The 24,414-nt window shown below is 67.7% G+C and carries 25 protein-coding genes; 12 read left to right on the plus strand and 13 right to left on the minus strand.

The window, feature by feature from the left end; all coding sequences use genetic code 11:
- Positions 1-16: 16 nt before the first annotated feature.
- Both OHB24_RS33470 and OHB24_RS33475 read right to left on the minus strand, forming a co-directional pair.
- A complete protein-coding gene (locus tag OHB24_RS33470; RefSeq protein ID WP_327634886.1) occupies positions 17-961 on the minus strand; it encodes an SDR family NAD(P)-dependent oxidoreductase in 945 nt (314 codons plus the stop codon).
- Between the two features lie 34 nt (positions 962-995).
- Complete coding sequence (locus tag OHB24_RS33475) at positions 996-1,895, minus strand: LysR substrate-binding domain-containing protein (protein WP_327634887.1); 900 nt, start codon at positions 1,893-1,895, stop codon at positions 996-998.
- A 94-nt stretch (positions 1,896-1,989) separates the two neighbouring features.
- Between OHB24_RS33475 and OHB24_RS33480 the strand changes: the two genes are divergently transcribed.
- The 9 genes from OHB24_RS33480 to OHB24_RS33520 all read left to right on the plus strand — a co-directional run bounded on the left by OHB24_RS33480 (position 1,990) and on the right by OHB24_RS33520 (position 9,378).
- Complete coding sequence (locus OHB24_RS33480; protein ID WP_327634888.1) at positions 1,990-3,015, plus strand: hydroxyacid dehydrogenase; 1,026 nt, start codon at positions 1,990-1,992, stop codon at positions 3,013-3,015.
- Positions 3,016-3,055: 40 nt separating this feature from the next.
- On the plus strand, positions 3,056-4,198 hold the full coding sequence (locus OHB24_RS33485) for a mandelate racemase/muconate lactonizing enzyme family protein (protein WP_327634889.1): 1,143 nt from the start codon (positions 3,056-3,058) through the stop codon (positions 4,196-4,198).
- Between the two features lie 22 nt (positions 4,199-4,220).
- Entirely contained in the window at positions 4,221-5,528 is a 1,308-nt protein-coding gene (locus tag OHB24_RS33490) for an ABC transporter substrate-binding protein (RefSeq protein ID WP_327634890.1), read from the plus strand.
- 5 nt (positions 5,529-5,533) lie between these two features.
- On the plus strand, positions 5,534-6,481 hold the full coding sequence (locus OHB24_RS33495; protein ID WP_327634891.1) for a carbohydrate ABC transporter permease: 948 nt from the start codon (positions 5,534-5,536) through the stop codon (positions 6,479-6,481).
- Entirely contained in the window at positions 6,471-7,319 is an 849-nt protein-coding gene (locus tag OHB24_RS33500) for a carbohydrate ABC transporter permease (protein WP_327634892.1), read from the plus strand. Before OHB24_RS33495 ends, OHB24_RS33500 begins: the two co-directional genes overlap by 11 nt.
- Before the next feature lie 2 nt (positions 7,320-7,321).
- Positions 7,322-8,104, plus strand: a complete 783-nt coding sequence (locus OHB24_RS33505) for a sugar phosphate isomerase/epimerase family protein (RefSeq protein ID WP_327634893.1) — start codon at positions 7,322-7,324, stop codon at positions 8,102-8,104.
- 32 nt (positions 8,105-8,136) lie between these two features.
- On the plus strand, positions 8,137-8,592 hold the full coding sequence (locus tag OHB24_RS33510) for a carboxymuconolactone decarboxylase family protein (protein ID WP_327634894.1): 456 nt from the start codon (positions 8,137-8,139) through the stop codon (positions 8,590-8,592).
- An 86-nt stretch (positions 8,593-8,678) separates the two neighbouring features.
- Positions 8,679-9,032: a YciI family protein gene (locus OHB24_RS33515; protein ID WP_327634895.1), complete on the plus strand. Its 354-nt coding sequence runs from the start codon at positions 8,679-8,681 to the stop codon at positions 9,030-9,032.
- Between the two features lie 136 nt (positions 9,033-9,168).
- Positions 9,169-9,378, plus strand: coding sequence for a hypothetical protein (locus OHB24_RS33520; protein ID WP_327634896.1), 210 nt, complete (start codon positions 9,169-9,171; stop codon positions 9,376-9,378).
- Positions 9,379-9,644: 266 nt separating this feature from the next.
- On the opposite strand, the gene OHB24_RS33525 is transcribed toward OHB24_RS33520, so the two are convergent.
- From OHB24_RS33525 to OHB24_RS33545, 5 genes are all read right to left on the minus strand, one after another.
- Complete coding sequence (locus tag OHB24_RS33525; protein ID WP_327634897.1) at positions 9,645-10,451, minus strand: carbohydrate ABC transporter permease; 807 nt, start codon at positions 10,449-10,451, stop codon at positions 9,645-9,647.
- 83 nt (positions 10,452-10,534) lie between these two features.
- A complete protein-coding gene (locus tag OHB24_RS33530) occupies positions 10,535-11,443 on the minus strand; it encodes a carbohydrate ABC transporter permease (RefSeq protein ID WP_327634898.1) in 909 nt (302 codons plus the stop codon).
- 53 nt (positions 11,444-11,496) lie between these two features.
- The gene (locus tag OHB24_RS33535; RefSeq protein WP_327634899.1) at positions 11,497-12,789 is read right to left on the minus strand and encodes an extracellular solute-binding protein; all 1,293 of its coding nucleotides are present in this window, start codon (positions 12,787-12,789) and stop codon (positions 11,497-11,499) included.
- A gap of 89 nt (positions 12,790-12,878) precedes the next feature.
- Positions 12,879-13,928, minus strand: coding sequence for a LacI family DNA-binding transcriptional regulator (locus OHB24_RS33540; RefSeq protein WP_327634900.1), 1,050 nt, complete (start codon positions 13,926-13,928; stop codon positions 12,879-12,881).
- A 37-nt stretch (positions 13,929-13,965) separates the two neighbouring features.
- Positions 13,966-14,673: an SDR family NAD(P)-dependent oxidoreductase gene (locus OHB24_RS33545; RefSeq protein ID WP_327634901.1), complete on the minus strand. Its 708-nt coding sequence runs from the start codon at positions 14,671-14,673 to the stop codon at positions 13,966-13,968.
- 54 nt (positions 14,674-14,727) lie between these two features.
- Here OHB24_RS33545 and OHB24_RS33550 point away from each other — a divergent pair, with 54 nt between their 5' ends.
- Both OHB24_RS33550 and OHB24_RS33555 read left to right on the plus strand, forming a co-directional pair.
- The gene (locus OHB24_RS33550) at positions 14,728-15,264 is read left to right on the plus strand and encodes a MarR family winged helix-turn-helix transcriptional regulator (RefSeq protein WP_327634902.1); all 537 of its coding nucleotides are present in this window, start codon (positions 14,728-14,730) and stop codon (positions 15,262-15,264) included.
- Positions 15,265-15,346: 82 nt separating this feature from the next.
- A complete protein-coding gene (locus OHB24_RS33555) occupies positions 15,347-17,608 on the plus strand; it encodes an excinuclease ABC subunit UvrA (protein WP_327634903.1) in 2,262 nt (753 codons plus the stop codon).
- On the opposite strand, the gene OHB24_RS33560 is transcribed toward OHB24_RS33555, so the two are convergent.
- The 6 genes from OHB24_RS33560 to OHB24_RS33585 all read right to left on the minus strand — a co-directional run bounded on the left by OHB24_RS33560 (position 17,597) and on the right by OHB24_RS33585 (position 23,532).
- Positions 17,597-18,601 (minus strand): winged helix DNA-binding domain-containing protein, encoded by a 1,005-nt coding sequence (locus tag OHB24_RS33560; protein ID WP_327634904.1) that lies wholly within the window; start codon positions 18,599-18,601, stop codon positions 17,597-17,599. The two genes, OHB24_RS33555 and OHB24_RS33560, sit on opposite strands and share 12 nt — an antisense overlap.
- 57 nt (positions 18,602-18,658) lie before the next feature.
- A complete protein-coding gene (locus OHB24_RS33565; RefSeq protein ID WP_327634905.1) occupies positions 18,659-19,444 on the minus strand; it encodes an SGNH/GDSL hydrolase family protein in 786 nt (261 codons plus the stop codon).
- A gap of 139 nt (positions 19,445-19,583) precedes the next feature.
- On the minus strand, positions 19,584-20,357 hold the full coding sequence (locus OHB24_RS33570) for an energy-coupling factor ABC transporter ATP-binding protein (protein ID WP_327634906.1): 774 nt from the start codon (positions 20,355-20,357) through the stop codon (positions 19,584-19,586).
- Positions 20,354-21,112, minus strand: a complete 759-nt coding sequence (gene cbiQ, locus OHB24_RS33575; protein ID WP_327634907.1) for a cobalt ECF transporter T component CbiQ — start codon at positions 21,110-21,112, stop codon at positions 20,354-20,356. The genes OHB24_RS33570 and cbiQ overlap by 4 nt, the downstream gene beginning before the upstream one ends.
- Positions 21,109-22,128 carry an energy-coupling factor ABC transporter permease gene (locus OHB24_RS33580; protein WP_327634908.1) on the minus strand — a complete coding sequence of 340 codons (1,020 nt, stop codon included), beginning with the start codon at positions 22,126-22,128 and terminating at the stop codon, positions 21,109-21,111. Before OHB24_RS33580 ends, cbiQ begins: the two co-directional genes overlap by 4 nt.
- Positions 22,129-22,173: 45 nt before the next feature.
- Positions 22,174-23,532 carry a dihydrolipoyl dehydrogenase family protein gene (locus tag OHB24_RS33585; RefSeq protein WP_327634909.1) on the minus strand — a complete coding sequence of 453 codons (1,359 nt, stop codon included), beginning with the start codon at positions 23,530-23,532 and terminating at the stop codon, positions 22,174-22,176.
- A 107-nt stretch (positions 23,533-23,639) separates the two neighbouring features.
- Between OHB24_RS33585 and OHB24_RS33590 the strand changes: the two genes are divergently transcribed.
- Entirely contained in the window at positions 23,640-24,398 is a 759-nt protein-coding gene (locus tag OHB24_RS33590) for a metallophosphoesterase (protein WP_327634910.1), read from the plus strand.
- Positions 24,399-24,414 lie beyond the last annotated feature (16 nt).

Here is a 24,414-nt window from a genome sequence, read left to right on the forward strand (position 1 = left end):
ATCTGACCGCGTCAGCCTACCCGAACGCGTTCACCCCGGTGAGCTGTGCCGACACCGTCCACAGCCGCTCCGCCGACGCGGGGTCGATCGCGTACGGACGTACTCCCGGCGCGTCGTCGGCCGACACCTCGGCGACCTCGCAGTCCTCGAGGAACACGCCGCCGAGCCCGTCGAGCTGCGGCGACGTCGCCGCCCAGACCTGCGTCGCCGCACCCTGCTCCGGGCTCTTGAACGCCGGGTTCAGTGCGTTGCCGTCCTCGTCGATCCAGCCGAAGTCGACCATCTCCTGCTTCTCCAGGTGCCGCTGCAGCGGAGTCAGGATCCCGCCGGGATGCAGCGCGAACGCCCGTACGCCGGAATCCTTGCCGAGGGCATCGAGCTGTACGGCGAACAGCACGTTGGCCGTCTTCGCCTGCCCGTACGCCTCCCACTTGTCGTACCCCAGCCGGAACTCGAGGTCGTCCCACCGGATGTCCGACCGCCGATGACCGGTCGACGACACCGACACGACCCGCGCGCCACCGTCGGCCGCGAGCGCCGGCCACAGCCGGTTCACCAACGCGAAGTGCCCCAAGTGGTTGGTCGCGAACTGCGCCTCCCACCCCGGCCCGACCCGCGTCTCCGGCGAGGCCATGATCCCCGCGTTGTCGATCACGATGTCCACCGACCGGCCCGAGGCCAGGAACCGCTCGGCGAACGCCTTCACACTGTCCTGCGAGCCCAGATCGAGCTCGTCGACCTCAGCCAGGTCACCCAGAGCCTCCCGCGCCGCGTCCGGCCGCCGAGCCGGTACGACGACGTGCGCGCCGGCCTTCACCAGCGCCTTGGTGGTCTCCAGACCGAGACCGGAATATCCACCGGTGACGATCGCCAGCTTGCCGGTCAGGTCGATCCCGGCGAGGACGTCGTCCGCGGTGCTGTCGTGCCCGAAACCCGAGCCGATCTTGTGTTGTGCACTCATACCGTCGAGCGTACGAATTAGAGTTCGCTCTAGGTCAAGTCGTGAGGTGCGGGTCCAGCCGCAGGGATTCGGCCAGGCGTTGCAGGGCCGGGTTGGGGTTGTCGGGGCTCCAGCACGCGTGCAAGGTGACGGAATGCGCGTCGGCCGCGTCGAGTTCGCGGTAGTGGACGCCTTCGACGCCCATCGCCATGATCGAGCGCGGGATCAACGCACAGCCGAGGCCGGCGCGGACCAGCGCGAGCATCGTGGGCACCTGCGACGCCAGTTGGCTGACGGCGTAGCGATCCATGCCGATCATGGCCGCGCAGATGTCGTGCAGGTACTGCGATCCCTCCGGGCTGTACCCGATGTAGTCGTCGGTCACGTCCACCAGGGACACCGCCCTGTCGCCGAGTGCCAGTGGATGCGAGGCGGGTACGGCGAGGACCAGGCCCTCCGAGTGCACCAGCAGCGACTCGAACTGCGCCGGGATCGGCGGCCGCACCAGGCCGATGTCGATCTCGAGATTCGCCAGCGCCTCGAACTGTGCCGGGCTCACCAGTTCGGTCAGCTCGGCCGTGACCCCCGGCGTTCGTTTCCCGACCATGGTCAGGAAGTCGGCGAGTACGGCGTACGCGCCGATCGCGGTGAAGGCGAGGCGGAGCGTCCCGGTCGTCCCGTCCGCGGCGCGACGGGTCGCCTCGGGTGCGACTTCTAGCAGTGCCAGCACTCGGCGGGCGTGCTCGAGGAAGACTCCCCCGGCTGCGGTGAGCCGGACGCCGCGGCCGGTGCGATCGAACAGGCGGACGTTGAGGTTGCGCTCGAGGCCCTGGATCTGGCGGGTCAACGGCGGCTGGGTCAGGTTCAGGCGCTGGGCTGCGCGGCCGTAGTGCAGTTCCTCGGCGACGGCGACGAATCCACGGAGTTGCTGGAGCGACAGGTCCATGGCGGCCATGCAAGCACGGTATCGGCCCATACGTAAATGGGCTTGGACCTGCATAACGGAAAGCGCCTACCGTCGGATCACCACCCACCGAAGGAGCCGCACGGTGCCGAAACTCGCCGCCCTCTTCTCCCCCGAACGCGCCGCCGACGTGATCGACCCGGAGACCCGCCGCCTGCTCGAGGACCGCTTCGACGTGGTCTGGGCGACCGCCGACCACACCAAAGGTCCCGGCTCGCTCGCGAAGCCGCCGGCACTCGACCCGGCCGCCGTGCCGCTGCTCGCCCAAGGCGCCGACGTGCTGCTGACCAGCTGGGGTACGCCGCACCTCGACAAGGAACTGTGGGCCGACGGCAACGGCCCGAAGGTCGTAGCCCATGCTGCGGGCACCGTGAAGAACCTGATCGACCCGGTCATCCTCGACCAGGGCGTCGGAGTGTTCTCGGCCGGCCCGCGGATCGCGTGGTCGGTCGGTGAGTACTGCCTGGCGTCGATGCTCACACTGGCCCGGCGACTGCCCCGCTTCGACGGCGCGGTTCGCGGCGGCGGGTGGAAGCAGACCGAGTACCGCGGGCATGAGCTGGCCGGCGCGAAGGTCGGGATCATCGGCGCGAGCAGTACGGCGCGTGCGCTGATCACACTGCTCAAGCCGTTCGGCTGCGATGTGGTCGTGTACGACCCGTACCTGAGCGCCGAGCGCGCCGCGGAACTCGGGGTCCGGCTGGCCGAGCTGCCGGAAACGTCAGAGAGCGCTTTCTTGACGATCCACGTGCCGAACGTACCCGAGACGAAGGGCATGATCTCGCGCGACCTGATCGAACGGCTCCCGGACGGTGCGGTCGTGGTCAACTCCTCGCGCGGTCCGGCGATCGATCAGCAGGCCCTGCTGGAACACGCAATCGATGGTCGGATCTACGCCGCGCTGGACGTCTACGATCCGGAGCCGCCGGAACTCGCCGAGAGCGCTCTCCGCGCGGAGAACCTGCTGCTCACCCCGCACATCGCCGGCGACACGGCCGAGGGCCACCTGAACCTCGCCGGCTATGTGCTGAAGGACGCCCTCCAGTGGCTCGAAGACGGCACCCGAGGCCCCAGCTTCGTAGACCCCGCCCTCTGGTCGATCGCCGCCTGACGCATCGCGACGAGCAGACCAACTGAGAGGACTGATCAGCATGTCCCGCATCACTCAGGTTGAGGTGTTTCCGGTCGCGGTGCCGTTCGCGCGGCGGTTCGTGCTCGGCAGCGGTGCTGTCGGCTCCCCCGACGCCGCCCCGGACCAGGCCGGCGCGGTGATCTTCGTGAAGCTCACGACCGAGGACGGCGTGGTCGGCTGGGGAGAGCAGAGAGCTCTCCCCAGCTGGAGCTACGAGACCGCCGAGACGATGGCGGTCGTCATCCGCCGCCACCTGGCCCCGATCCTGCTCGAACTCACGCCGTTCGACGTCGAGCTGTTCCACCATCGCGCCGCCAAACGACTCAGCCCCGCCGTCTCGAACGGCTTCCCGTTCGCACGCGCCGCCGTCGACGTCGCGATGCACGACGCAGCCGGCAAGCTCGCCGGTGTCCCGGTTCATGCACTGCTCGGCGGCAAGATCTACGACGAGATCCCGCTCTGCTCCGCGATCGGGGTCGGCGACCAGGAAACGGTCCGAGAACACGCTCTCCAGTCGTCGGACTATGCGGCGTACAAGGTCAAGATCGGCGGCGACCTCGACGCGGACACCGCCGCGATCGAGACCGTCGCGGAAGTTGCCGACGGCAAACCTCTGTGGCTGGACGCCAATCAGTCCTACCGCCCGGCCGCGCTCAAGCAACTCCGCGACCGGACAGCGCACATCCGAACGATCCACTGCGTCGAGCAACCCGTCCCGAGCACCGACACGCTCGCCATGCAACGTGTGCGTGAGCTGATCGACCTGCCGGTCGCGATCGACGAGGGCAGCTTCTCCGCGCAGGACCTCGCCCGCGCGATCCGCCTCAACGCAGCAGACCTGGTCGTGGTCAAGATCTGCAAATCGGGCGGACTACGCAACGCCCTCAAGACCGCCCAGACAGCGCTGGCGGGCGGCGTGGAGTTGCTCGCCAGCGGCCTGACCGACTGCGGAATCGCGTTCGCCGCCGCATTGCACGTGTTCAGTCAGCTCGAGCTCGCCCTGCCCGCCGAGCTCAACGGGCCGGAACTGCTGACCGATCTGTACGTGGACGGGCTGAGCATCACCAAGGCCGTCGCAACGGTCCCCACTGCCCCTGGATTGGGCGTCGAGGTCGACGAGGAGCGCATCCGCGCCGAGTCGATCGACCTGCTCTACCGGTGAGGAGAACCAGGTGAGGAGATCCATGAGCACCAACCTGACCCGCCGCAGCGTGCTTCAGCTCGGCGGACTGGCCGGTATCGCGTTCGCGGCCGGCTGTTCGTCGGGGCCACCGGCCGGCGCCGCCACCTGGGCGATGTGGTCGAGCAGCGCCGCCGAGAAGAAGGTCTGGGAGGACTTCGGCAAGTACGTCGAGCAGCAGCTCGGCGTGAAGTCGGTCGCCACCCTGACCCCGTCGAGCGGCTACCCGACCAAACTCGACCTGCAACTCGTCAGCGGTACGGCGAGCCTGGTCACCGCGCTCAACGGCACCCTGATCCCGACGTACGCCGCTCGCGGCGCGCACCGGCCGCTCGATGACCTGATCGCCGCGGATCCCGACTTCAAGCTCGACGACTTCTATGAGACCAGCCGGAAGATCTCGGGGTTCAACAACAAGACCTACGCGATCGGCTTCGACGTCGCGCCGACTGTCATGTACTACAACAAGGACCTCCTGAAGAAGCAGGGCGTCCCGCTGCCGTCCCGCACCGAACCGATGTCCTGGGCGACCTTCCGCGACCTCGCCAAGCAGCTCACCAAACCCGGCGAGCAGTACGGCTTCACTTGCGCGCCGGCCATCGATGACCTGGTGTCGTGGATCTACTGCGCCGGCGGGAACGTGATGAGCGCCGACGCGAGCCGCAGCGCGCTCGGCGATCCCGAGGCGATGGAAGCGCTGCAGTTCGTCATCGACCTGTTCGTGAAGGACAAGGTGACGCCGCCGATCAAGAACCTGGTCACCGAGAGTTCACTGTCCAACTTCATGCAGGGCAACGTCGCGTTCATGCAGAACGGGCCGTGGCAGGTCGTGAATGCCCGCAAGGCCAAGTTCGACTGGGACATCATCCCGTTCCCGGCCGGCGCGAACGGCAGCACGCCGCGCGTCTCAGGGTCCAGCTTCGCCATTCCATCGGGGGTACGCGAGGGCGCCGAGCTCGACCTCGCGTGGAAGCTGCTCAAGACGCTCACCAGCACCGGTGCGCTCGACATCTACGCCAAGGCCGGTCGCAACAACCCGGCCAGGCTCAGTGCGGGGAGCGCTTTCCAGCCGCCGCCCGACAACCTCGGAATCGTCCAGGACATCCTGGCCGGCAAGATCGCCGGCGGCCACGCGTTCGACGTGACCACGAACTGGAACCAGGTCAAGCAGCTGCTCGGTCAGGATCTTCCGCGCACGTTCCTCGGCCAGGTCAGCGTCCCGGAGGCCATCAACGGCCTCACACCGCGTCTCGACGTACTGATGCGGCAGCATCTCGACACCGTCCGCCAAGCCACGGCCAGGAAGGGGTGACCGTGATGGCCATTTCCACGACAGACACCGCACCCGTCACCACCGCATCGGCACCGGCCAAGCAGGCCCCGCCGCCGCGCTGGCGCAGCCGGGAAGCGCTCACTGCCTGGCTGTTCATCCTGCCCAGCCTGATCGGCTTCCTGATCTTCACCGCCGGACCGGTCGTCGCTGCCGGCGTCATCTCGCTGCTGAACTGGAACCTGTTCAGCGCGCCCACCTGGGCCGGCCTGCACAACTTCGCCCGCCTCGGCCCCGATCCGACGTTCTGGTCGGCGCTCGGCAGTACGGCGTACTTCACGCTGGTGAGCGTCCCGCTGACGATCCTGGTCAGCCTCGCGCTGGCGCTGCTGCTCAACCAGGGCGTGAAACGGATCGCGATCTTCCGAAGCCTCCTGCTGTTGCCGTACGCAACCATCACGGTCGCGGTCGCGTTCGTCTGGATCTGGCTCTACATCCCGCACGACGGCCTGGTGAACGCCGTGCTCGGATGGTTCGGCATCAACGGACCCGCCTGGCTCATCTCCGACACGTGGGCGATGCCCGCGCTGATCCTCATGAGCGTCTGGAAGAGCTTCGGCTTCGGCATGGTCGTCTTCCTGGCCGGCCTCCAGGCGATCCCGCAACAGCTGTACGAATCAGCCCGCGTGGACGGTACGTCGCCGTGGAAGAGCTTCCGGCACATCACGCTGCCGATGCTGTCCCCCGCGCTGTTCTTCGTGATCGTCACGTCGGTGATCGGATCGTTCCAGGTCTTCGACCAGGCGCTGATCATGACGAACGGCGGCCCGGGCACCCGCACCACCACGCTGGTCATGTACATCTACCGGACCGGCTTCGAGAACTACGACCAGGGGTACGCCGCCGCGCAGTCGCTCGTGCTGTTCGCGTTCATCATCCTGATCACCGCCGCGCAGTTCATGTTCCAGCGGAAGTTGGTGCACTATGACAACTGAAACCACAGCTGGAACGACAGCTGAGCTCCGGCGCAGGCTCGTTGTCTTCACCTGCTTCCTGGTCACCGCGATCACGCTGGTCCCGGTCGTCATGATGGTGCTCGTCGCGTTCCAGTCCGACGGCGAGTCGATGGCCGCGAAGCCGTCGTTCTGGCCGACCAGCTGGCACCCCGAGAACCTGGCTCGCGCGTTCGAGCTCGTCCCGCTCGGCAAGTACCTCCTCAACACGATCTACTTCGCCGCCGGTACGACGCTGCTCGAAACGGCCACCGCGGCACTCGCGGCGTACGCCTTCGCCAGGCTGAACTTCCCCGGCCGCAGCTGGCTGTTCGGCATCTATCTCGCGACCCTGATGATCCCGTCGCAGGTGACGCTGATCCCGCAGTTCGTGCTGGTCGCGAAGCTGCACGGCATCGACACCTGGCCGGGCATGATCCTGCCGCACGCGTTCACAGCGATCGGCGTGTTCCTGCTCCGGCAGTTCTTCCTCGGCATCCCACGCGACTACGAGGAGGCCGCCCGGCTGGACGGCGCCAACCGGTGGCAGGCGTTCGTCCGCGTCATCGTGCCGCTCGCGGTACCGGCGATCGCGACGCTGGCGGTCTTCAAGTTCATCGGACAATGGAACAACCTGCTGTGGCCGTTGGTGATCTCCAACAGCGACGCCACCCGCACCGCATCCGTTGGTCTGCAGGTGTTCCAGGACACCAACGGCACCCAGTGGAACCTGCTGCTGATGGCGGCCACCGTCACCACCGTGCCCCTGATCGTGCTGTTCTTCCTCACACAACGCTGGTTCGTCCGAGGTATCACCATGAGTGGGCTGGGAGGCCGCTGAACATGACCTATCTGTGGTCCGTCTTCACCAAACCCTGGATCGGGTTGCCCGGTGACGAGCTCGGCCGGCTGATCTCCGGACTCGGATTCGCCGGCGCCGAGGTCCCGGTGCGCGACACGGCGTACGTGACGCCGGCGATCGCCGAGGCCGAGCTGCCGAAGTTCACCGCCCAGTTACGGGCCGAGGGCATCGAACCGATCAGCGTCGCGAGCGACCTGTCCGAGCAGGTGTTCGCCGCCTGCGCGGAGTCCGGCGTACCGATGATCCGGATCATGGCCGACCTCGGCCCCGACGGGTACGCCGCGGCCGTACGACGCAACCGCGAGCTGCTCGAACGCGCCGTCGTACTCACCGAGCGGTACGACGTCCAGGTCGGAGTGCAGCCGCATCACGGGCGGTACGTGTCGTCGACGCTCGGCGTGCTGCAGTTGCTCGACGGGCTGCCCGACCGGTTCAAGCTCGTGTGGGACGCGGCGCACGACGCGCTCGCCGGTGATCATCCCGCGGTGACGCTGGAACTGGGCGCGGACCGGCTGGGCATCGTGAACCTGAAGAACGTCCACTACCTCCGCGCGGACGGCGGCTGGAAGACGAACTTCGTCGAGGCCGAGGACGGGCTGTCCGACTGGCCGGCCGTCTTCGCGACCCTGCGGCAGCTCAACTACAGCGGCCCGATCTGCCTGACGGGTCAGTACTCCGACCCCGCCGTACCGGTCGAAACCCGGCTGGAAAAAGACCTCCGGTTCGCTGTCACATCGGCCGCGCAGCATCCGTCAAGGGAGTGAAATCAACAGACCACAGCTTTTGGAGACCTCCCATGCAAGCACGGATGACCAACCCCGCAATGGTTCTGCCCGACGCCACGAAGGGCATCCAGAACATCTACAAGGCGATCGGGCAGTCCGGCACCGACGGCACGACGCTCGAACTGGTGCACCTGCGCGCCAGCCAGATCAACGGCTGCTCGCCGTGCGTGTTCGGTGGCGTCAAGTCGGCGCTGAAGAACGGCGAGACCGACGAGCGGCTGCACCAGGTCGCGGCGTGGCGTGACTCCGACCTGTTCACCGACGCCGAGCGCGCCGCACTCGAGCTGACCGAGGCCGCGACCCGGCTGGCCGACAACCCGACCGCGGTCACCGACGAGATCTGGAGCGCCGCCGCCGACCACTTCGACGAGAAGGAACTGTCGGCGATCATCCTGATGATCGGGCTCACCAACCTGTTCAACCGCCTCAACACCACGGTGCGGGCCCCGGCCGGCGCCACCTGGTAGTCACTACTCTGTGATCACTACTCTGGGCCCCGGATGTCGAGAAGACGTCCGGGGCTCCGACGTACCCGGGTGAATGGAGGCAAGCGATGAAATACATGCTGCTGATCTACGGGAACGACGAGACCTGGGACACGCTGCACGCCACGGGCATGGACCAGGTGATGGAACAGCACGGCAAGCTCATCGACGAACTGAAGGCGCGCGGTGAGCACGTCGACGACAGACCGCTGACTACCGCGAACTCGCGGGTGGTCCGGGTGCGGGACGGCGAACCGACCGTGACGGACGGGCCGTTCACCGAGGCGAAGGAAGTGCTGGCCGGCTACTACCTCGTCGACTGCGCGAGCCTGGATCGCGCAGTCGAGATCGCCGCGCGACTGCCGGAGGCGCCGTACTCACCCATCGAGATCCGCGAGTTCACGGATCCGATGGAGAGCTAGCTGTGCTGTCCAGGGACTTGCCGGCCTCAGCTGGGCGTTGGACACCTGAGACCGGCGAGTCACTGACTCAGACGACTACGTCCCGACAGGCATGCGGGACGCGAGGATGACCCCACCTGAGGCGGGCTGATCACCCATGCCCCGGCCACCTTGGACGTATACCGTGCTGCCGGGCGCCGGCGCCTGGGCACCGTCGCCGAGTCGTAGCGTGGTCGTCATTCCGTTGCTCAGTCTGAGCATCGCCACGCGTCGCGGTCGCACCGACGGAATCGACGAGCTCACCTCGTGGATGCCGGTACACACCGCCGGTTGGATCGAAGCCCGGCCGAGTCCCGCGTTGCCGTGACTCCTCACATCACGGCACTGCTCGGCGAGCCTACTCATCGCTGACACACTTCCCCCTTCTCATCGTTCTCCCCGAGTGATGGCGGTTGCGGTCGTGCCTGACTCCTCAGATTTCATGGCACGGCCGCACACTCCCCCGTCCTTCCCGCACCCGGAAACGACGCGGAAGTGATCCGAATACCCTTGCTGAGAGTGACGGTGTTTTCAAGGGATCGTGACCGGAATCCCGAGTGCCGGAATTCCTGTCCACGCTTTCGAAGGGGCCGTCTACTGACCACCGAAGCCAGTGGTAGCAATGCCTTTGATGATCTGGCGCTGGAAGAACAGGAACACCACGACCAGCGGCAGCGCGGCCAGGATCGCGGAGGCCATGTTCTGCGCGTACTGCAGTCCGTAAGCGCTCTTGACCGTCTGCAGGCCGACCGGCAGCGTCATCAGGTCCGCGTCCGTGGTCACGATGAACGGCCACAGGAAGTTGTTCCACGCCCCGATGAACACGAAGATCGCCACCGCGGCGAGGATCGGCCGCGACAACGGCAGTACGACGGACCAGAACACCCGCAGGCGCCCGGCGCCGTCGACCCGCGCCGCGTCCTCCAGCTCCACCGGGATCTGGTCGAAGAAACGCTTGAGAATCAGGACCATCGCGGGCGCGAACGCCTGCGGCAGGATGATGCCCCAGTACGTGTCGACCAGGTTGAACGCCAGCATCTGCCGGAACAACGGCACGATCAGCAGCTGCGGCGGAATGATGATCGCCGCGATGATCGCGGCGTACAACAGGCGTTTGCCCTTGAAGTTGACCCGCGAGAACGCGTACCCGGCCAGCGCCGACGTGGCGACCGTGATGAAGGTGATCGCCACCGACGTGATCAGGCTGTTCCACGCCCAGGACGGGATGTCGCCCGCGGACAGCACCTTGCGGTAGGCCTCGAAGCTCAACCCGTCCGGCGGACTCAGGGTGATCTGCGACGCACCGGCGTCCGCCTCGGACTTCAGGGACGTGAGCACGGCCCAGGCGAACGGGACCAGCCAGGTTACGGCCAGGACCGCAAGCACCAGCAACGCAGCCATTCTGGACACACTCCAGGGATTTTCACCTGGCTTGTGCGTTTGTTTGATCCCACGGCTGATTCCACGGCTGAGGGTGTAGGTGCTCATGCGGCGCTCCTGCGGTTGATCAGCTTGTACTGCGCCAGCGACACCAGGACGATGAGCGCGAAGAACAGGTACGAGATGGCCGACGAGTAACCGAACCGGTAGCCGGTGAAGCCGGACTCGTAGATGTACTGCACGATCGACCGCGTCTTCCCGGCCGGACCGCCGTTGGTCAGCATGTAGATCTGGTCGAACACCTTCAGCGACGCGAGCACCTGCAACGTCACGAGCAGCGCGGTGGTCGGCGCCAACTGCGGGATCACGATCGAGAACAGCTGCCGCCACTTGCCGGCGCCGTCGAGCGCCGCGGCCTCGAACTGCTGCTCGGGAATGTTCTGCAGCGCCGCGAGATAGAGCAGGAAGTTGAACCCGATCGTCCACCACAGCGTGGTGATCACGACCGAGATCATCGCGACCTTCGGATCCTGCAGCCAGGCCACCGGTCCGGCACCGAACTTCTCCAGTACGCCGTTGATCAACCCGAGCTTCGGGTTGTACATCCAGCTCCAGAACATCACGACGACGGTCGACGCGAGCAGGTACGGCAGGAAGAACGACAGCCGCCACAGCCATCGGCCGGGCAGGCCGAGGTTCACGAGAAGCGCCAGCGCGAGTGACAGGACGATGAGCGGGATCGTGCTCAGCGCCGTGAACCACACGGTGTTCCCGAGCGACTTCCACATGTCCGGGTCGCGCAACGCGTCCACGTAGTTGGAGAAACCAACCAGTCCGCTCCCCGCGCCGGTCAGCGTCTCGCCGGTGAAGCTCAGGTACAGGCCGTAGATCGCCGGCACCACGAGAAAGAGCACGAACAGTACGGCGAACGGTGCCGCGAAGGCCCACCCGGCGAGGGTCTCCCCACGCTTCGCCCGAGCCTTGCCCTGAGCGGTGACCTCCTCCGTCGTCACGGGCGGAGTGTCGATAGCAGTCGACATTTCTGGAGACATCTGTGCCTCTCCTCTCACACCGGCTGGGGACGGTCGAGCAGCTTGTTCAGCCGGGCGACGAAACCGTCGAACCCGGCCGCTGGACCACCACTGCCGAGGAACACGTTCTGCACGTTCTCGGCGAAGTAGTTCTGGAAGTCGCTGCCCGCGCCGCTGAACCACACGTCCGGGTCGTAGTTCACGTACGCCGGGATGCCCGCGTAGTTCGACTGCGGCTTCAGCGCCTGGTACTCCGCGCTCGTCGCGACCGGCTGGTACGCCGGGATGTGTCCGCCGCCGGCCCACTTCACCGACCGCTTCAGCAGCTCGGCCACCATCGTGTAGACGTGCTTGCGGCGCTCCGGGGACACCTTCGACTGCCGCGGCAGCACGAACGTGTGCGAGTCGGCGTACGCCGCCTGCGTCCCGAACATGGTCGGGATCGGCACCGCGTCGACGGGCAGCTTGGCTTCCTTCAGCACCGGGAGCTCCCAGACGCCGCCGAAGAACATGCCGCTCTCGCCGTGCAGGAACTCGCTGGTCGCCGTACCGCCGTCGCCGCTGCGCGAGGCGATCGTGTCGTTGAGCAGGGACTGGACGAAGGTCAGCGTCTTGACCGCGGCGTCCTTGTCGACCTCGGCCGGCTGACCGGGCACGAGCTTCATGTCGGCACCGGTCTGCTTGTAGAGCGTGTACCAGAGCCGCCACATCTGGGCACCGTCACCGAGATAGCCGTAGGACAGGCCGTGCTTGCCGGTGACCTTCTGCAGCTTGGTCGCGACCTCGGTGAACTCCTCCGGGCTCTTCAGCGAGTGCAGAGCCTCGGTGACACCGGCCTTCTCGGCGTGCTCGGTGTTGTAGTAGAGCACGAACGGGTGCGTGTCGAGCGCGATCGCATACAGCTTCCCGTCGTACTGACACTTCTCCCAGACCCGCTCCGGGAAGTCCTCCTTGCGCAGGCCGGCCTCGGCGAGCAGGTCGAGGTCCCAGGGCTCGAGCAGGCCGCCGGGCGCGTAGCCGGCGATCCGGGACGCGTGCATGATCGCCACGTCCGGAGCGCGGCCGCCGGCCGACGCCATCGCGAGCTTCGTGTAGTACGGCGGACCCCAGGCGAGCACCGTCTGGGTCGTGCGAAAGCCGAGGTTCGCGGCGTTGACGGCGTCCACCAGGCCTGCCATCACCGTGCCGTCACCACCGGTCAAGAGGTGCCAGTAGTTCAGGTCGGTCGTCGAACGCGACGCGCCGGGCGCGCAGCCGACGAGCAACCCGCCACCGGCCAGCGCGGCTGCTGCTTTGAGCAGGCTGCGCCGCGAGAAATCTTCACTCATTCGGTCTCCTTCGGGGGGCGGACCGAAAATTACATCGTTAGAATGAGCCGCACAAGACCCCGATGTGCGATTTTGTGGAAACGTATCCGTTAACGTGCGGTACTGGCGCGCTCGACCACGCGATGCGGGATCATCACCCTGCGTGGCGGCGCACCCTTGTCCGCCATCCGCTCGGCCAGCAGATCCAGGGCCGCGGCGACGAACTGCCGCCGGTCGAACGCGATCGTGGTCAGCGGCGGGATCATGAACTGGCTGTCCAGGATGTTGTCGAACCCGGCCACCAGGGTCTGCTTCGGTACGTCGATGCCCGCGCTCCACAGCGCGGACAACGTGCCGGAGGCCAACGTGTCGGTGAAGCAGAAGAACGCGTCCGGCAACTCGTGCTCGGCCAGGTACTTCCCCACCACGGTCGCGGCACCCTCGGGCCGCCAGCGGTCGAGGCTGATCTCCAGGCTCGGATCGATCGGTACGCCGGCCTCCTCGAGCGCCTCGTGATACCCCTTGGTCCGTAGCCGCGACGCCGCCGTACCCGGGGACTGGGCCGAGCCGCCGAGGACTCCGGCGCCACTCGAGCCACGCGGAATCTCCGGCGTACCGACGGCAGCGATCCGGCGGCAGCCCTGTGCCACCAGGTGTTTCGTGAGGTCCCGCGCGGCCGCGACGTTGTCGATCGCGACCTGGCTCACGACATCCTGGTCGACGTCACCGATCAGCACGAGCGGCGGCAGCGGGCCGGCCGTCATCACGGCACTGTCGTCGAGGTTCACCGGGTTGAGGATCAGGCCATCGACGAGGTACGCGCGGGCCTTCGACAGCAGCTCGAACTCGCGCTTGGGCTCGGCCGCGGTCTGCTCGATCTGCACGCCCCAGCCGCGCTCGTGGGCGAGCTCGACGACCAGGTGGACGATCTCCGCGGAGTACGGCCGGAGCAGGTCGGGCAGCGCCAGCGCGATCATGCCGGAGCGGCCGTTGCGCAGACCGCGGGCGCTCATGTTCGGCACGTAGTCGAGCTCGGCGAGCGCGCTCTCCACCCGGGCCCGCGTCTCGGCCCGCACGAACACGACGCCGTTGATCACGTTCGACACCGTCTTCGGCGACACCCCGGCGAGCTTGGCGACATCTTTGACGGTGGGACGCATGTCGCCCATTGTCACACCTGGCACACGTTGTCACGCATCAGCGCGTGATCAGGGCACCGCCGTTCACATGCAGGACCTGACCGGTGAGGTGGCGGGCAGCAAGTGAGGCCAGGAAGTGGATGGTGCCGGCGATGTCGGCGACCTCGCCCTCGCGTTTGGTCAGCGTTGCCTGGAGCAAGGTCTGGCGACGCTCGTCGGTCAGGCGGCCTTGGAAGAACTCGGTCTCCGCGGTGAAACCCGGCGCGACGACGTTCGAGGTCACACCCCGAGCCCCGAGCTCGGTCGCCGCGTCGACGTTCCACATCGCCAGTGCGGCCTTCGACGCACCGTACGAACCGGCCCCGCGGGCACCGGCGATCGAACCCAGATGGACGACGGCGGTGGTCAACCGCGGCGCGAGGGCGGTCGTCGTGAGTACTGCGCTGAGCAGATTGGCGTCGAGGTTCGCCAGCCAGTTCGCCTTCAGTTGCGCGAGATCACCGTCGGGACGGCCGAAGTCGGTGTTGCCGCCGGCATTGTTGACCAGGACATCGACCCGCTCGGGCAGCTCCTCCAGCAGCCGCTCCACCTGGGCCGGGTCGGTCGCGTCGCACACCACTCCCCTGGCTCCGAGGTCGGCGGCGGTCTTCTCGAGTACGTCGGCGCGCCGCCCGGTGATCACCACCTCGTCACCGTCCGCACGGAACCGCTCAGCGGTCGCCCGCCCGATTCCGGTCGCCCCTCCGGTCACCACGATCGTCCTCATTGCCACCCTTACGTTTAGCTCTAAATGTTTAGATCTAAACGTAGCATGGGTCCCGTGTCCGACAACTACCCGCTCGACGCCCCGAGCCCGTACCCCGCCGCCGACATCGCGCGCGCCTGGCAGCGGGAGCGCCCCGGTACGCCGACCGACTCGATCGAGATCGTCACTCCCCTGTGGCGGCTGGCGAAGCTGTTCGCCGACGACCGGCGCCGGGTGCTCGCGGACGCCGGCGTGGATCCCGCGACGCTCGACCTGCTCAGCGTGCTGCGGCGCGCGGGCACGCCGTACGAGCTCAGTACGCGCGAACTGTCCCGCCGTACGCTCGTCACCGCCGGGGCGATCTCGCAACGGGTCGCCCGCGCCGAGGCAAGCGGACTGGTCACCCGGCGTTCCGCGGACGACGGGACCCGCGCCGTCGTCGTCACCCTCACCGAAGCCGGCCACGACCTCATCGAGCGAACAGTCGACCAGGTTCTCACGCGAGAGTCCGAACTGGTCGCATCACTCTCCCCCACCGCGCGCACCCAGCTCGCGGGCCAGCTCCAGGATCTGCTGGACGAGGTCGCCCGGGTCGCTCGCAAACCTTCCTGACGGCGTTGAGACTTTTCTCCGACGGACCTGGCTGAGCATCTCGCCAAAGTTCGTATGAGCGGTTCAATGAGACCATTGAAGGATGCTTCCTGCTGACAGCCACGACGTCATCCAGGTGCGCGGCGCCCGCGAGAACAACCTCAGCGGCGTCTCGCTCGACATCCCCAAACGCCGGCTCACCGTCTTCACCGGAGTCTCCGGTTCCGGCAAGTCCTCACTCGTCTTCGACACCATCGCCGCCGAGTCCCAGCGGCTCATCAACGAGACCTACACCGCGTTCGTCCAGAACTTCATGCCGAGCCTCGGCCGGCCGGACGTGGACGCGCTGCGGAACCTGTCCGCCGCGATCATCGTCGACCAGGAACGGATCGGCGCCAACGCCCGCTCCACCGTCGGTACGGCGACCGACGCCCACACCATGCTGCGGGTGCTGTTCAGCCGCGCCGGTACGCCGTACGCCGGACCGCCCTCGGTCTTCAGCTTCAACCGGGCCGAAGGCATGTGCCCGGTGTGCGAGGGCCTCGGGCGGACCACCGAGTTCAACCTCGACGAACTCGTGGATCTCGACAAAACCCTCAACCAAGGACCGATCAAGGCGCCCGGGTACTCGGTCGACACTTGGCACTGGCAACTGATGGCCCAGTCAGGCCTGTTCGACCCGGACCTGCCGCTCAAGGACTATCCGGCCGAGACCTGGCAGCAGTTCTTGCACCAGGAGCCGATCAAGATCCGGGTCGGGAAGAGCAATCTGACCTTCGAAGGTCTCATCAGCAAACTGAAACGGCAGTACCTGAGCAAGGATCCGCAGTCGATGCAGAGCCAGGCGCGGGCGTTCGCCGAGCGCGCTATCCGGCAGGAGACGTGCCCGGAGTGCGGCGGCGTACGGCTCAATGCCGCGGCCCGGAGTGTGACCGTGGACGGGCGGACGATCGGCGAGTGTTCGGCGATGCAGATCAGCGACCTCGCCCAGTTCGTTGCCGGGGTCAAGCATTCGGGCGTCGGGCCGATGCTGGACGGGCTCCGGCAGTTGCTCGAGTCCTTCGTGACGATCGGGCTCGGGTACCTGAGCCTGGATCGCGAATCGTCGACGCTGTCCGGTGGTGAGGCGCAACGGGTGAAGCTGGTGCGTCATCTTGGGTCGAGCCTGAGCGATGTCACCTATGTGTTCGACGAGCCGACGGTCGGCCTGCATCCGCACGACATCCAGCAGATGAACGACCTGCTGCTGCAACTGCGGGACAAGGGCAACACGGTGCTGGTCGTCGAGCACAAGCCGGAGACGATCCGGATCGCCGATCACGTCGTCGATCTCGGTCCCGGTGCGGGGCTGTCCGGCGGGCGGCTCTGCTACGCCGGCGACGTGGACGGTTTGAAGGCGTCGGGGACGCTCACCGGACAGTACCTCGATCACCGGGTGACCGTGCGGGACGACGTACGGCGGCCGACCGGGAAGATCGCGATCGAGAACGCGACGCTGCACAATCTGCGCGATGTGAGTGTGGACGTTCCGCTCGGCGTACTCACGGTGGTGACCGGTGTCGCGGGTTCCGGGAAGAGTTCGCTGGTCCACGGCTCGCTGGCCGGGCGGGACGGCGTGATCATCGCGGGTCAGGAACCGATCCGCGGGTCGAAGCGGAGCAATCCGGCGACGTACACAGGGCTGCTGGATCCCATTCGCGCGGCGTTCGCCAAGGCCAACAAGGTGAAGCCGGGGTTGTTCAGCGCGAACTCGGTCGGTGCCTGCCCGACCTGCAAGGGCATCGGGCTGGTGTACACGGACCTCGCGATGATGGCCGAGGTCGCGTCGGTCTGCGAGGACTGCAACGGCGCCCGATTCACGGCGGAGGTGCTCGGGTATCGGTTGCGGGGCAAGAACATCAGCGAAGTACTGCGGATGACCGTGGCCGAGGCGCGTGACTTCTTCGGGAGCGGGACGGCGCGGACGATCCTGGACCGGCTTGCGACGGTCGGGCTCGGGTACATCGGGCTCGGGCAGCCGCTGACCACACTGTCCGGTGGTGAACGGCAACGACTCAAGCTGGCGATCAACATGGGCCGGACCGGGTCGATCTACATCCTCGACGAGCCGACGACCGGGCTGCACCTCGCCGACGTCGACAAGCTCCTCGGCATGCTCGACACGCTCGTCGACCAGGGCAACACGGTCATCGTGATCGAGCACCACCAGGCGGTGATGGCGCACGCCGACTGGCTCATCGACATCGGCCCGGGAGCCGGCCACGACGGCGGGCAGGTCGTCTTCACAGGAACACCCGCGGACCTGGTCGAAAGCAGCCCGACCATCACGGCCGAACATCTCCGCGAGTACGTGTCAGCCGTCTGAGAACCGCTTGATGTCGGCGAGCTCCTGGGACACGTCGGCTGGTTCGAAAAGGTCGACCGCGAGGGTCGCGTGCTGCCAGGTGCCGATCGGACGGCCGGCCTGTACGACGGCCGGGCGGAGCATGCCGCCGCCCGGGAAGATCGAGGTCGGCAGGTCGAAGTGGCGGTTCTGGTAGCCGAGTAGATAGGTGTCGAACTCGCCCAGCAGTCGTACGTCGTGGCAGCCGGGCAGGTCGTCGACGGCGTGGAGTTCGGTGGTCTCGATCTCGAAAGAGGTCGTGGCCACCGCCTCCACGGCTCGGCGCGCGAGCGGGACCGGCAGGCCCGACCAGGTGGCGAAGTCGCGTGCGGTGGCTGGGCCGTAGGCGGTCAGGTAGCGGCGGGCGAGGTCCTCGGGATCGCCTTCGAGGACGAGTGGCTTGCCCAGCCAGCCGCGGACGGCGACCCAGGTTTCGCCCGGGCCGTAGCAGAGGCGTCCGAGCAGGCCGGCGTGCCGGATGAGGGCGTAGACCGCCTGCCCCTTCGGCTCCGCGATCAATCCGGCGCGCACCAGTACGTCGGCCAGTTCGGCACGGTTGCTCGGACCGTGCGCGAGCAACCAGTCTTCGAGTACGTCGGTGGCCTCGGCGCGGATGCGTTCCGTCAGGCCGAGTTCGCCGTACCGGCGTTCGGTGTCCTTGATCAGTTTCGGGCCGAGCAGACCGAGTAGCGGGCCGGCGTCCTCGGTCGCGACCAGTTGGATGGTGCCGCGCATGAACCAGCCGCGCATCACGGAGCGGTCGGTTTCCTGGGCGGTCGAGACGTCGGCGAGCGTGGTCGCGGTCGATCGGGCGCGGACGGCGTACGACGCTCCTCGCCAGGTCTGGGCCTGGAATCCCCCCGCCCGGCGTACGACGTCGGCCACCCCTCCGGGGCCGGCCTCGTTCACCGGACGCGCGAGGCAGTTGGCCTGCATCCTGGCGGCCAGTAGCCAGTCCACAGACCTCCGCGCCACCTCAGCATGACACCACGAACTGGGCCCGTCCGCATCCCCAAATAACCAGGTGGGTCGTCAGAGAGCAGGCTGGACCAGATCGGCGTACGCCGCCTGGCCGCTAACGTTCGGGTGGTAGGACTCGCTGACCGGGTTGGACAGGCCGTTGACCCACTCCGGGCTGCCGCACACCGAGTGCCCCATGAACTTCGACGTCGGGTTCACGAACGTGAAACCGGCCGAGCTCGCCGCCGCCGAGACCTTCGAGTTCAGCAGGTCGGCGGTCGCGTTCAGCTTGGTCATCTCGTCCGGGCTGAAGAACGTGCCGGCGTTGCAGTCGGTGCCGTTGAACAGGCGCGGGTACCCGACCACGACGACCTTCGCCGACGACGCCCGGCTCCGGATCGACGAGTACAGGCTGTTCAGCCGGCCGGGCAGCGTGTTGTTGATGATCGCGTTCGCGTTCGCGACGGCGCTCGAGCAGTCGCCGAGCCACGACGGCTTGGCGCACTCGGTGATCACCGACGAGAAGCCGGCGTCGTTGCCGCCGACCTGGACGGAGACGATGTTGGTGGAGCTGGTCACCGACGACAGCTGATTCGCGGTGACGTCGGCGACCCTCGCGCCGGAGCAGGCCACGAACGTGAGGTTCGCGCCGATCCGGGCGGCGTCGACGTACGCGTACGCCTTCGTGGAGCGCTGGCAGGACCCGCTGCTCTCGATGTAGGTGCGGGTCCCGACGCCGGAGGCGTACGAGTCGCCGAGTGCGACGTAGTTCTGGGCCGCGGCGTGCGCGACACCCGGGCTGAGCAGCATCGCGGCGCCGAGGGCCGCGGCAGTGAGCAAACTGGCGAATGACTTCATGGGGGCGGACCGCCTTTGCCTGAGCGGGAGGTAACGACTGAAGTACTCAACGTCACCTTCCCCTGACCCGCCAGTAACAAACAAGGGCTTGGTAACAAATTCACCGTGGATTCCAGGTGACTGTCACCAACTAGCCCCCTTATGAACGCTCTGGACCGGGGACGGAGAGGGGGTCGAAACCGTACGGCAGCTCTAGACGGTGTGCGGCCATCAGGTCGGCGTCGCCGAGCAGGTCACGGGTCTTGCCGTCCGCCACGATGCGGCCGCTGTCGATCAGCAGGCTCCGCTCGCACAGCTGCAGTGCGTACGGCAGGTCGTGGGTGATCATCAGCAATGTCACGTCGAGCCCGGCGAGGATGTCGGCGAGCTCGCGGCGGGCCGCGGGATCGAGGTTGCTCGACGGCTCGTCGAGGACCAGTACTTCGGGACGCATCGCGAGGACCGTGGCGACCGCGACCCGGCGGCGCTGCCCGAACGACAGGTGGTGCGGGGCGAGGTCGGCGTGGTCCTGCATGCCTACCTCGACCAGCGCCTCGAAAACTCGGTCGTCCAGCTCGGAGCCGCGCAGACCCAAGTTGGCCGGACCGAACGCCACGTCGTCGCGGACCGTCGGCATGAACAGCTGGTCGTCCGGGTCCTGGAAGACCAGACCGACCTTGCGACGGATCTCGGCCAGGTGCTCCCGGTGCAGCCCGGTGCCGCCGATCTGGATGCGGCCGCTTCCGGTCCCACCGGCGACCGAGCCGAGGATGCCGTTCAGATGCAGCACGAGCGTCGTCTTGCCGGCGCCGTTCGGACCGAGCAGCGCGACCCGCTCGCCACGCTCCACGGTGAAGTCGACGCCGAACAGCGCCTGCCGCCCGTCGGGGTACGCGAACACCAGCCGCTCGACCTGAATCGCAGGACCGCTCACAAGCTCACCACCCTAGCCGCGACCGCGATCGCCACCGCGGCCAGGGAGATCGCCAGCCCCTCGGTCCACTGTGCCCGGGTTGCACCCGAAACGCTGAGCAGCGGCATTCGTCCGGTGTAGCCGCGCGAGCGCATCGCCAGATGGACACGCTCGCCCCGCTCGAAGCTCCGCACGAACAGGGCGCCCACTCCCCCGGCAACCGCCTTCAAATGACCGACCCGACCGCCGGTGTACCCGCGTGATTCCCGGGCGACTCGCATCCGGTGCAGGTCGTCCGACACCACGCTCAGGTACCGAACCATGAACGACAGGATCGCGACCAGGGTCGAGGGCAGTCGCAGCCGCTCGAGCCCGGCGAGCAGGTCGCGTGGTGCGGTCGTCGCCGACAGCAGGATCGCCGCGATCACGCCGAGCGTGCCCTTGGCCAGCACGTTCCAGGCGCCGAGCACACCCGACTGGGACAGGTGCAGCCCGAGTACGTCGACCTGCGGGCCGGTCGCGACGAACGGCAGCAACAACGCGAACACGATGAACGGCGTCTCGACCGCGAGCCGTCGCGACACCACGGTCGCCGGCACCTTCGCCACGACGACGGCCGCGACGAGCATCACGGCGTACAGGCCGAACGCCCAGAAGATCGCGGCGGGCGTGGAGACGACCGCCAGCACGAACACGAACAGTGCGACGAGCTTCACCTGCGCCGGGACGCGGTGAACCGGACTGTCCACCGCGACGAGCAGGCCGTCGCCGCTCATGACGCCTTGTTGGTCCGGAGCGAGGCGAGTTTCGCGATCGCGAGGCCGACGACGATCGTCACCAGTACGCCGATGATCCCGGCCAGCGCCCCGGACACCTGCGCGTTGCCGATGCCGTGTACGCCGTAATCGGCCAGCGGACTGCCCGCCACCGCCGAGTTCTTGGCCGCACCCTCGAACCCGAGCTTGGCGCCGACGAACTCCAGCCCGTCCGGGTGCGCGCTCGCGAACAGGCTCAGCCCGCCCGCGACGAGCAGCGTCACCGCGATCCCCACGCCGAGCGACCGGCCGGGCGGCTTCGCGGCGATCGGCTTGTCCGGAGACACCGTGGAAGTGTTGCCGTCGGCATCGACCAGGACCAGGTCCTGCTGCAGGTGCCGAGCGGCGTACACGAGGTCCGGCCGGGTCGCGACGACCGCGCTCAGCACAGCCGCGGTGATCACGGCCTCGCCGATCCCGACCAGCACGTGCCAGCCGACCATCGCGGTCGCGAGCTTGCCGAGCGGAATGTCGACCGCGCCGCCGATCGAGTACAGCCCGGTGAACGCCAGCGCCGCGACCGGCACCGACACGAGCGCGCCGACGGTCGCCGCCGGTACGACGCTGCCGACCCGGCGCGGCAGCACCTTCAGCAGCGCCCGCGTCAGGGAGTATCCGACGAGGACCGTGATCAGGCCCATCAACGTGATGTTCGTACCGAGCGCCGTCAGCCCGCCGTCGGCGAACAGCAGTCCTTGGACCAGGAGCACCGTCGACATCACCAGTACGGCGGTCCACGGCCCGACCAGCGCAGCCGCGAGCGCACCTCCGAGCAGGTGACCGCTGGTGCCCGCCCCGACCGGGAAGTTCACCATCTGCACCGCGAACACGAACGCCGCCGTCAGCCCGGCCAGCGCCGGACCGGTCTCGCGGAGCTCACGGTTCGCCCGCTGCAGGCTGAAGCCGACCGCGCCCGCCGCGATCAGGCCGGTGGCGACGGACGTGGGCGCGTTGAAAAAACCATCAGGGACATGCACGCGATCATTCTTGTTCTTGTTGCGACCGAATCGCAACAAGAAGTCTCACAACTCCTTCAGTGCCTCGCTGATCGCGCGATGGAATGTCGGATACGCGTAGATCATCTGACGCAGCGTGTTCACCGGTACGGCGGCGTGCACCGCGACCGCCAGCGCGCTGAGCACCTCGCCGCCCGTCGGGCCCGCGCTCGTCGCCCCGACCAGCACGCCACGGTCCGCGTCCATCACGACCTTGATGAAGCCCTCGTTGCCGGCCTTGTGGATCCAGCCGCGCGTCGAGGCCGGGATCGGGGTCGACCCGGTCCGCACGTTCAGGCCCGCGTCCCGCGCCTGCTTCTCGGTCAGTCCGACCGCACCGATCTCCGGGTCGGTGAACGTGACCCGCGGCATCGCGTGGTAGCTCGCGGTCGGCGCGTCCGCCTCCTGCAGGATGTCGCGGACCGCGATGTCGGCCTGGTACATCGCGTTGTGGGTGAACGCGCCTACCCCGGTGACGTCGCCGACCGCCCAGACCTTGTCGCCCGCGCGGACGTGCTCGTCGACCTCGACCCGCCGTGCCGACGGGTCCAGACCGAGCTTGTCCAGGCCGAGCTCCGCGGTCGCCACGCGCCGACCGGTTGCCACCAGCAACTTCTCGCCGCTCGCCGTCGCCCCGTCCGCGAGCGTGACGGTGAACGTCCCGTCGGCGTACCCGACCTGCTGGGCCTGCGCGCCGAGACGGAACGTCACGCCATCGCGCTCCAGCGCCTCGCGGGCCAGCTCGCCCGATTCCGGCTCCTCCATCGACAGCACCTCGGGAGCACCTTCGACGACGGTCACCTGGACGCCGAAGCGGGCGAACACCTGCGCCAGCTCCATGCCGATCGCGCCGCCGCCGAGGACGACGATCGACGCGGGCAGCGTCTCGACTTCGATCGCCTCGCGGTTCGTCCAGAACGGCGTACCGGCCAGGCCGTCGATCGGCGGGACGGACGGGACCGTCCCGGTCGCGATCACGATGCCGCGGGCCGCCTCGTACTCGTTGTCGCCGGCGCGGACCGTGTTCGGGCCGGTGACGGTGGCCACGTCCTTGATGACGGTCGCGCCCTTGTTCACCAGCCGGTCGACAGCGACCTGGTCGTTCCAGGTGTCGGTCGCCTCCTCCCGGATCCGCTTCGCGACCGGAGTCCAGTCCGGCTGCACGGTCGCCGTACCGGCGATGCCGTCGACGCGACGGGTCTCGGCGATCAGGTTCGCGGCCCGGATCATCATCTTGCTCGGGATGCACCCGTAGTACGGGCACTCGCCGCCGACCAGCCGCGACTCGATCCCGACCACCCGCAGCCCTGCTTGCGCCAGCCTCCCAGCCGTCTCCTCCCCGCCGACCCCGAGCCCCACCACGACGACATCCACCTGTTCAGCCATGCCGCCCAATCTCCCAGAGGAGCCCGAACCGGCCAAGTCCCCACCCGGCGCGTCATCGCAACATAAGCAGGCGGCAACGACAGAGTTCTGCGGCTAACCTGCTGCCCATGTACGTCATCGCGCACCTCAGTGACCCGCATCTCGACGGCTCGGAGGAGGCGCGGTCGCGGCTCCGGAAGATCACGTCGTACCTGCGAGAGTTCCGTCGTCCGGTCGACGTCGTCCTGGTCAGTGGCGACCTTGCCGATCACGGCCTGGAATCCGAGTACGCCGAACTCGCCGCGGAGCTGAAGCTCGACGTGCCCGTGCTGGTGTTGCCGGGCAACCACGATGTCAGCGCGCCTTTGCGCGCCGGCCTGGCGTCGTTCGTCGACTCAGCCGGCGAGGGGCATCCGGTGCACCAGGTGCACGACATCGGCGGCGCACGTTTCGTCCTGCTCGACACGTCGGTGCCTGGTGAGGACCACGGGCTGTTGTCGGCGGAGTCACTCGCGTGGCTCGACGGCGTACTCGCGGAACCTGTCGACGGTCTGTTGTTCGTGGCCTTCCACCACCCGCCGTTCGAGCTGAACCACCCGGTCCTCGACCAGTGGCTGCTCCGCTCCGGGCCGGAACTCGAGGCCGTTCTCCGCGGCAAGCCGATCACCGCCCTGCTCGCCGGGCACGTGCACAACGGCCTCGCGACAACCTGGGCCGGACTGCCGTTCCTGGTGGCCCCAGGCGTCCGCTCGACCCCGCCGCTCCCCTTCGAGCCCCCGGCCCCTGGCGGCGGCCTTGTTGACGGCACCACGGCCCACCCCGGTCTGGCACTCCACATCCACACCCCGGGCGCCCAGCTCCAGACCCTCTTCCGGCACCCTGTCTGAGCTCTAGTGTGCTGAC

Source organism: Kribbella sp. NBC_00482 (genome assembly GCF_036013725.1).
In the GTDB taxonomy this organism is placed as follows: Bacteria; Actinomycetota; Actinomycetes; order Propionibacteriales; family Kribbellaceae; genus Kribbella.

What these genes read in the sequence shown, in the direction of transcription:
- OHB24_RS33470 (WP_327634886.1), bottom strand. Translation starts at nt 961, where the DNA reads ATGAGTGCACAACACAAGATCGGCTCGGGTTTCGGGCACGACAGCACC.
- OHB24_RS33475 (WP_327634887.1), bottom strand. Translation starts at nt 1,895, where the DNA reads ATGGCCGCCATGGACCTGTCGCTCCAGCAACTCCGTGGATTCGTCGCC.
- OHB24_RS33485 (WP_327634889.1), top strand. Translation starts at nt 3,056, where the DNA reads ATGTCCCGCATCACTCAGGTTGAGGTGTTTCCGGTCGCGGTGCCGTTC.
- OHB24_RS33490 (WP_327634890.1), top strand. Translation starts at nt 4,221, where the DNA reads ATGAGCACCAACCTGACCCGCCGCAGCGTGCTTCAGCTCGGCGGACTG.
- OHB24_RS33495 (WP_327634891.1), top strand. Translation starts at nt 5,534, where the DNA reads ATGGCCATTTCCACGACAGACACCGCACCCGTCACCACCGCATCGGCA.
- OHB24_RS33500 (WP_327634892.1), top strand. Translation starts at nt 6,471, where the DNA reads ATGACAACTGAAACCACAGCTGGAACGACAGCTGAGCTCCGGCGCAGG.
- OHB24_RS33505 (WP_327634893.1), top strand. Translation starts at nt 7,322, where the DNA reads ATGACCTATCTGTGGTCCGTCTTCACCAAACCCTGGATCGGGTTGCCC.
- OHB24_RS33510 (WP_327634894.1), top strand. Translation starts at nt 8,137, where the DNA reads ATGCAAGCACGGATGACCAACCCCGCAATGGTTCTGCCCGACGCCACG.
- OHB24_RS33515 (WP_327634895.1), top strand. Translation starts at nt 8,679, where the DNA reads ATGAAATACATGCTGCTGATCTACGGGAACGACGAGACCTGGGACACG.
- OHB24_RS33520 (WP_327634896.1), top strand. Translation starts at nt 9,169, where the DNA reads ATGCCCCGGCCACCTTGGACGTATACCGTGCTGCCGGGCGCCGGCGCC.
- OHB24_RS33525 (WP_327634897.1), bottom strand. Translation starts at nt 10,451, where the DNA reads ATGGCTGCGTTGCTGGTGCTTGCGGTCCTGGCCGTAACCTGGCTGGTC.
- OHB24_RS33535 (WP_327634899.1), bottom strand. Translation starts at nt 12,789, where the DNA reads ATGAGTGAAGATTTCTCGCGGCGCAGCCTGCTCAAAGCAGCAGCCGCG.
- OHB24_RS33540 (WP_327634900.1), bottom strand. Translation starts at nt 13,928, where the DNA reads ATGCGTCCCACCGTCAAAGATGTCGCCAAGCTCGCCGGGGTGTCGCCG.
- OHB24_RS33545 (WP_327634901.1), bottom strand. Translation starts at nt 14,673, where the DNA reads ATGAGGACGATCGTGGTGACCGGAGGGGCGACCGGAATCGGGCGGGCG.
- OHB24_RS33555 (WP_327634903.1), top strand. Translation starts at nt 15,347, where the DNA reads ATGCTTCCTGCTGACAGCCACGACGTCATCCAGGTGCGCGGCGCCCGC.
- OHB24_RS33565 (WP_327634905.1), bottom strand. Translation starts at nt 19,444, where the DNA reads ATGAAGTCATTCGCCAGTTTGCTCACTGCCGCGGCCCTCGGCGCCGCG.
- cbiQ (WP_327634907.1), bottom strand. Translation starts at nt 21,112, where the DNA reads ATGAGCGGCGACGGCCTGCTCGTCGCGGTGGACAGTCCGGTTCACCGC.
- OHB24_RS33585 (WP_327634909.1), bottom strand. Translation starts at nt 23,532, where the DNA reads ATGGCTGAACAGGTGGATGTCGTCGTGGTGGGGCTCGGGGTCGGCGGG.
- OHB24_RS33590 (WP_327634910.1), top strand. Translation starts at nt 23,640, where the DNA reads ATGTACGTCATCGCGCACCTCAGTGACCCGCATCTCGACGGCTCGGAG.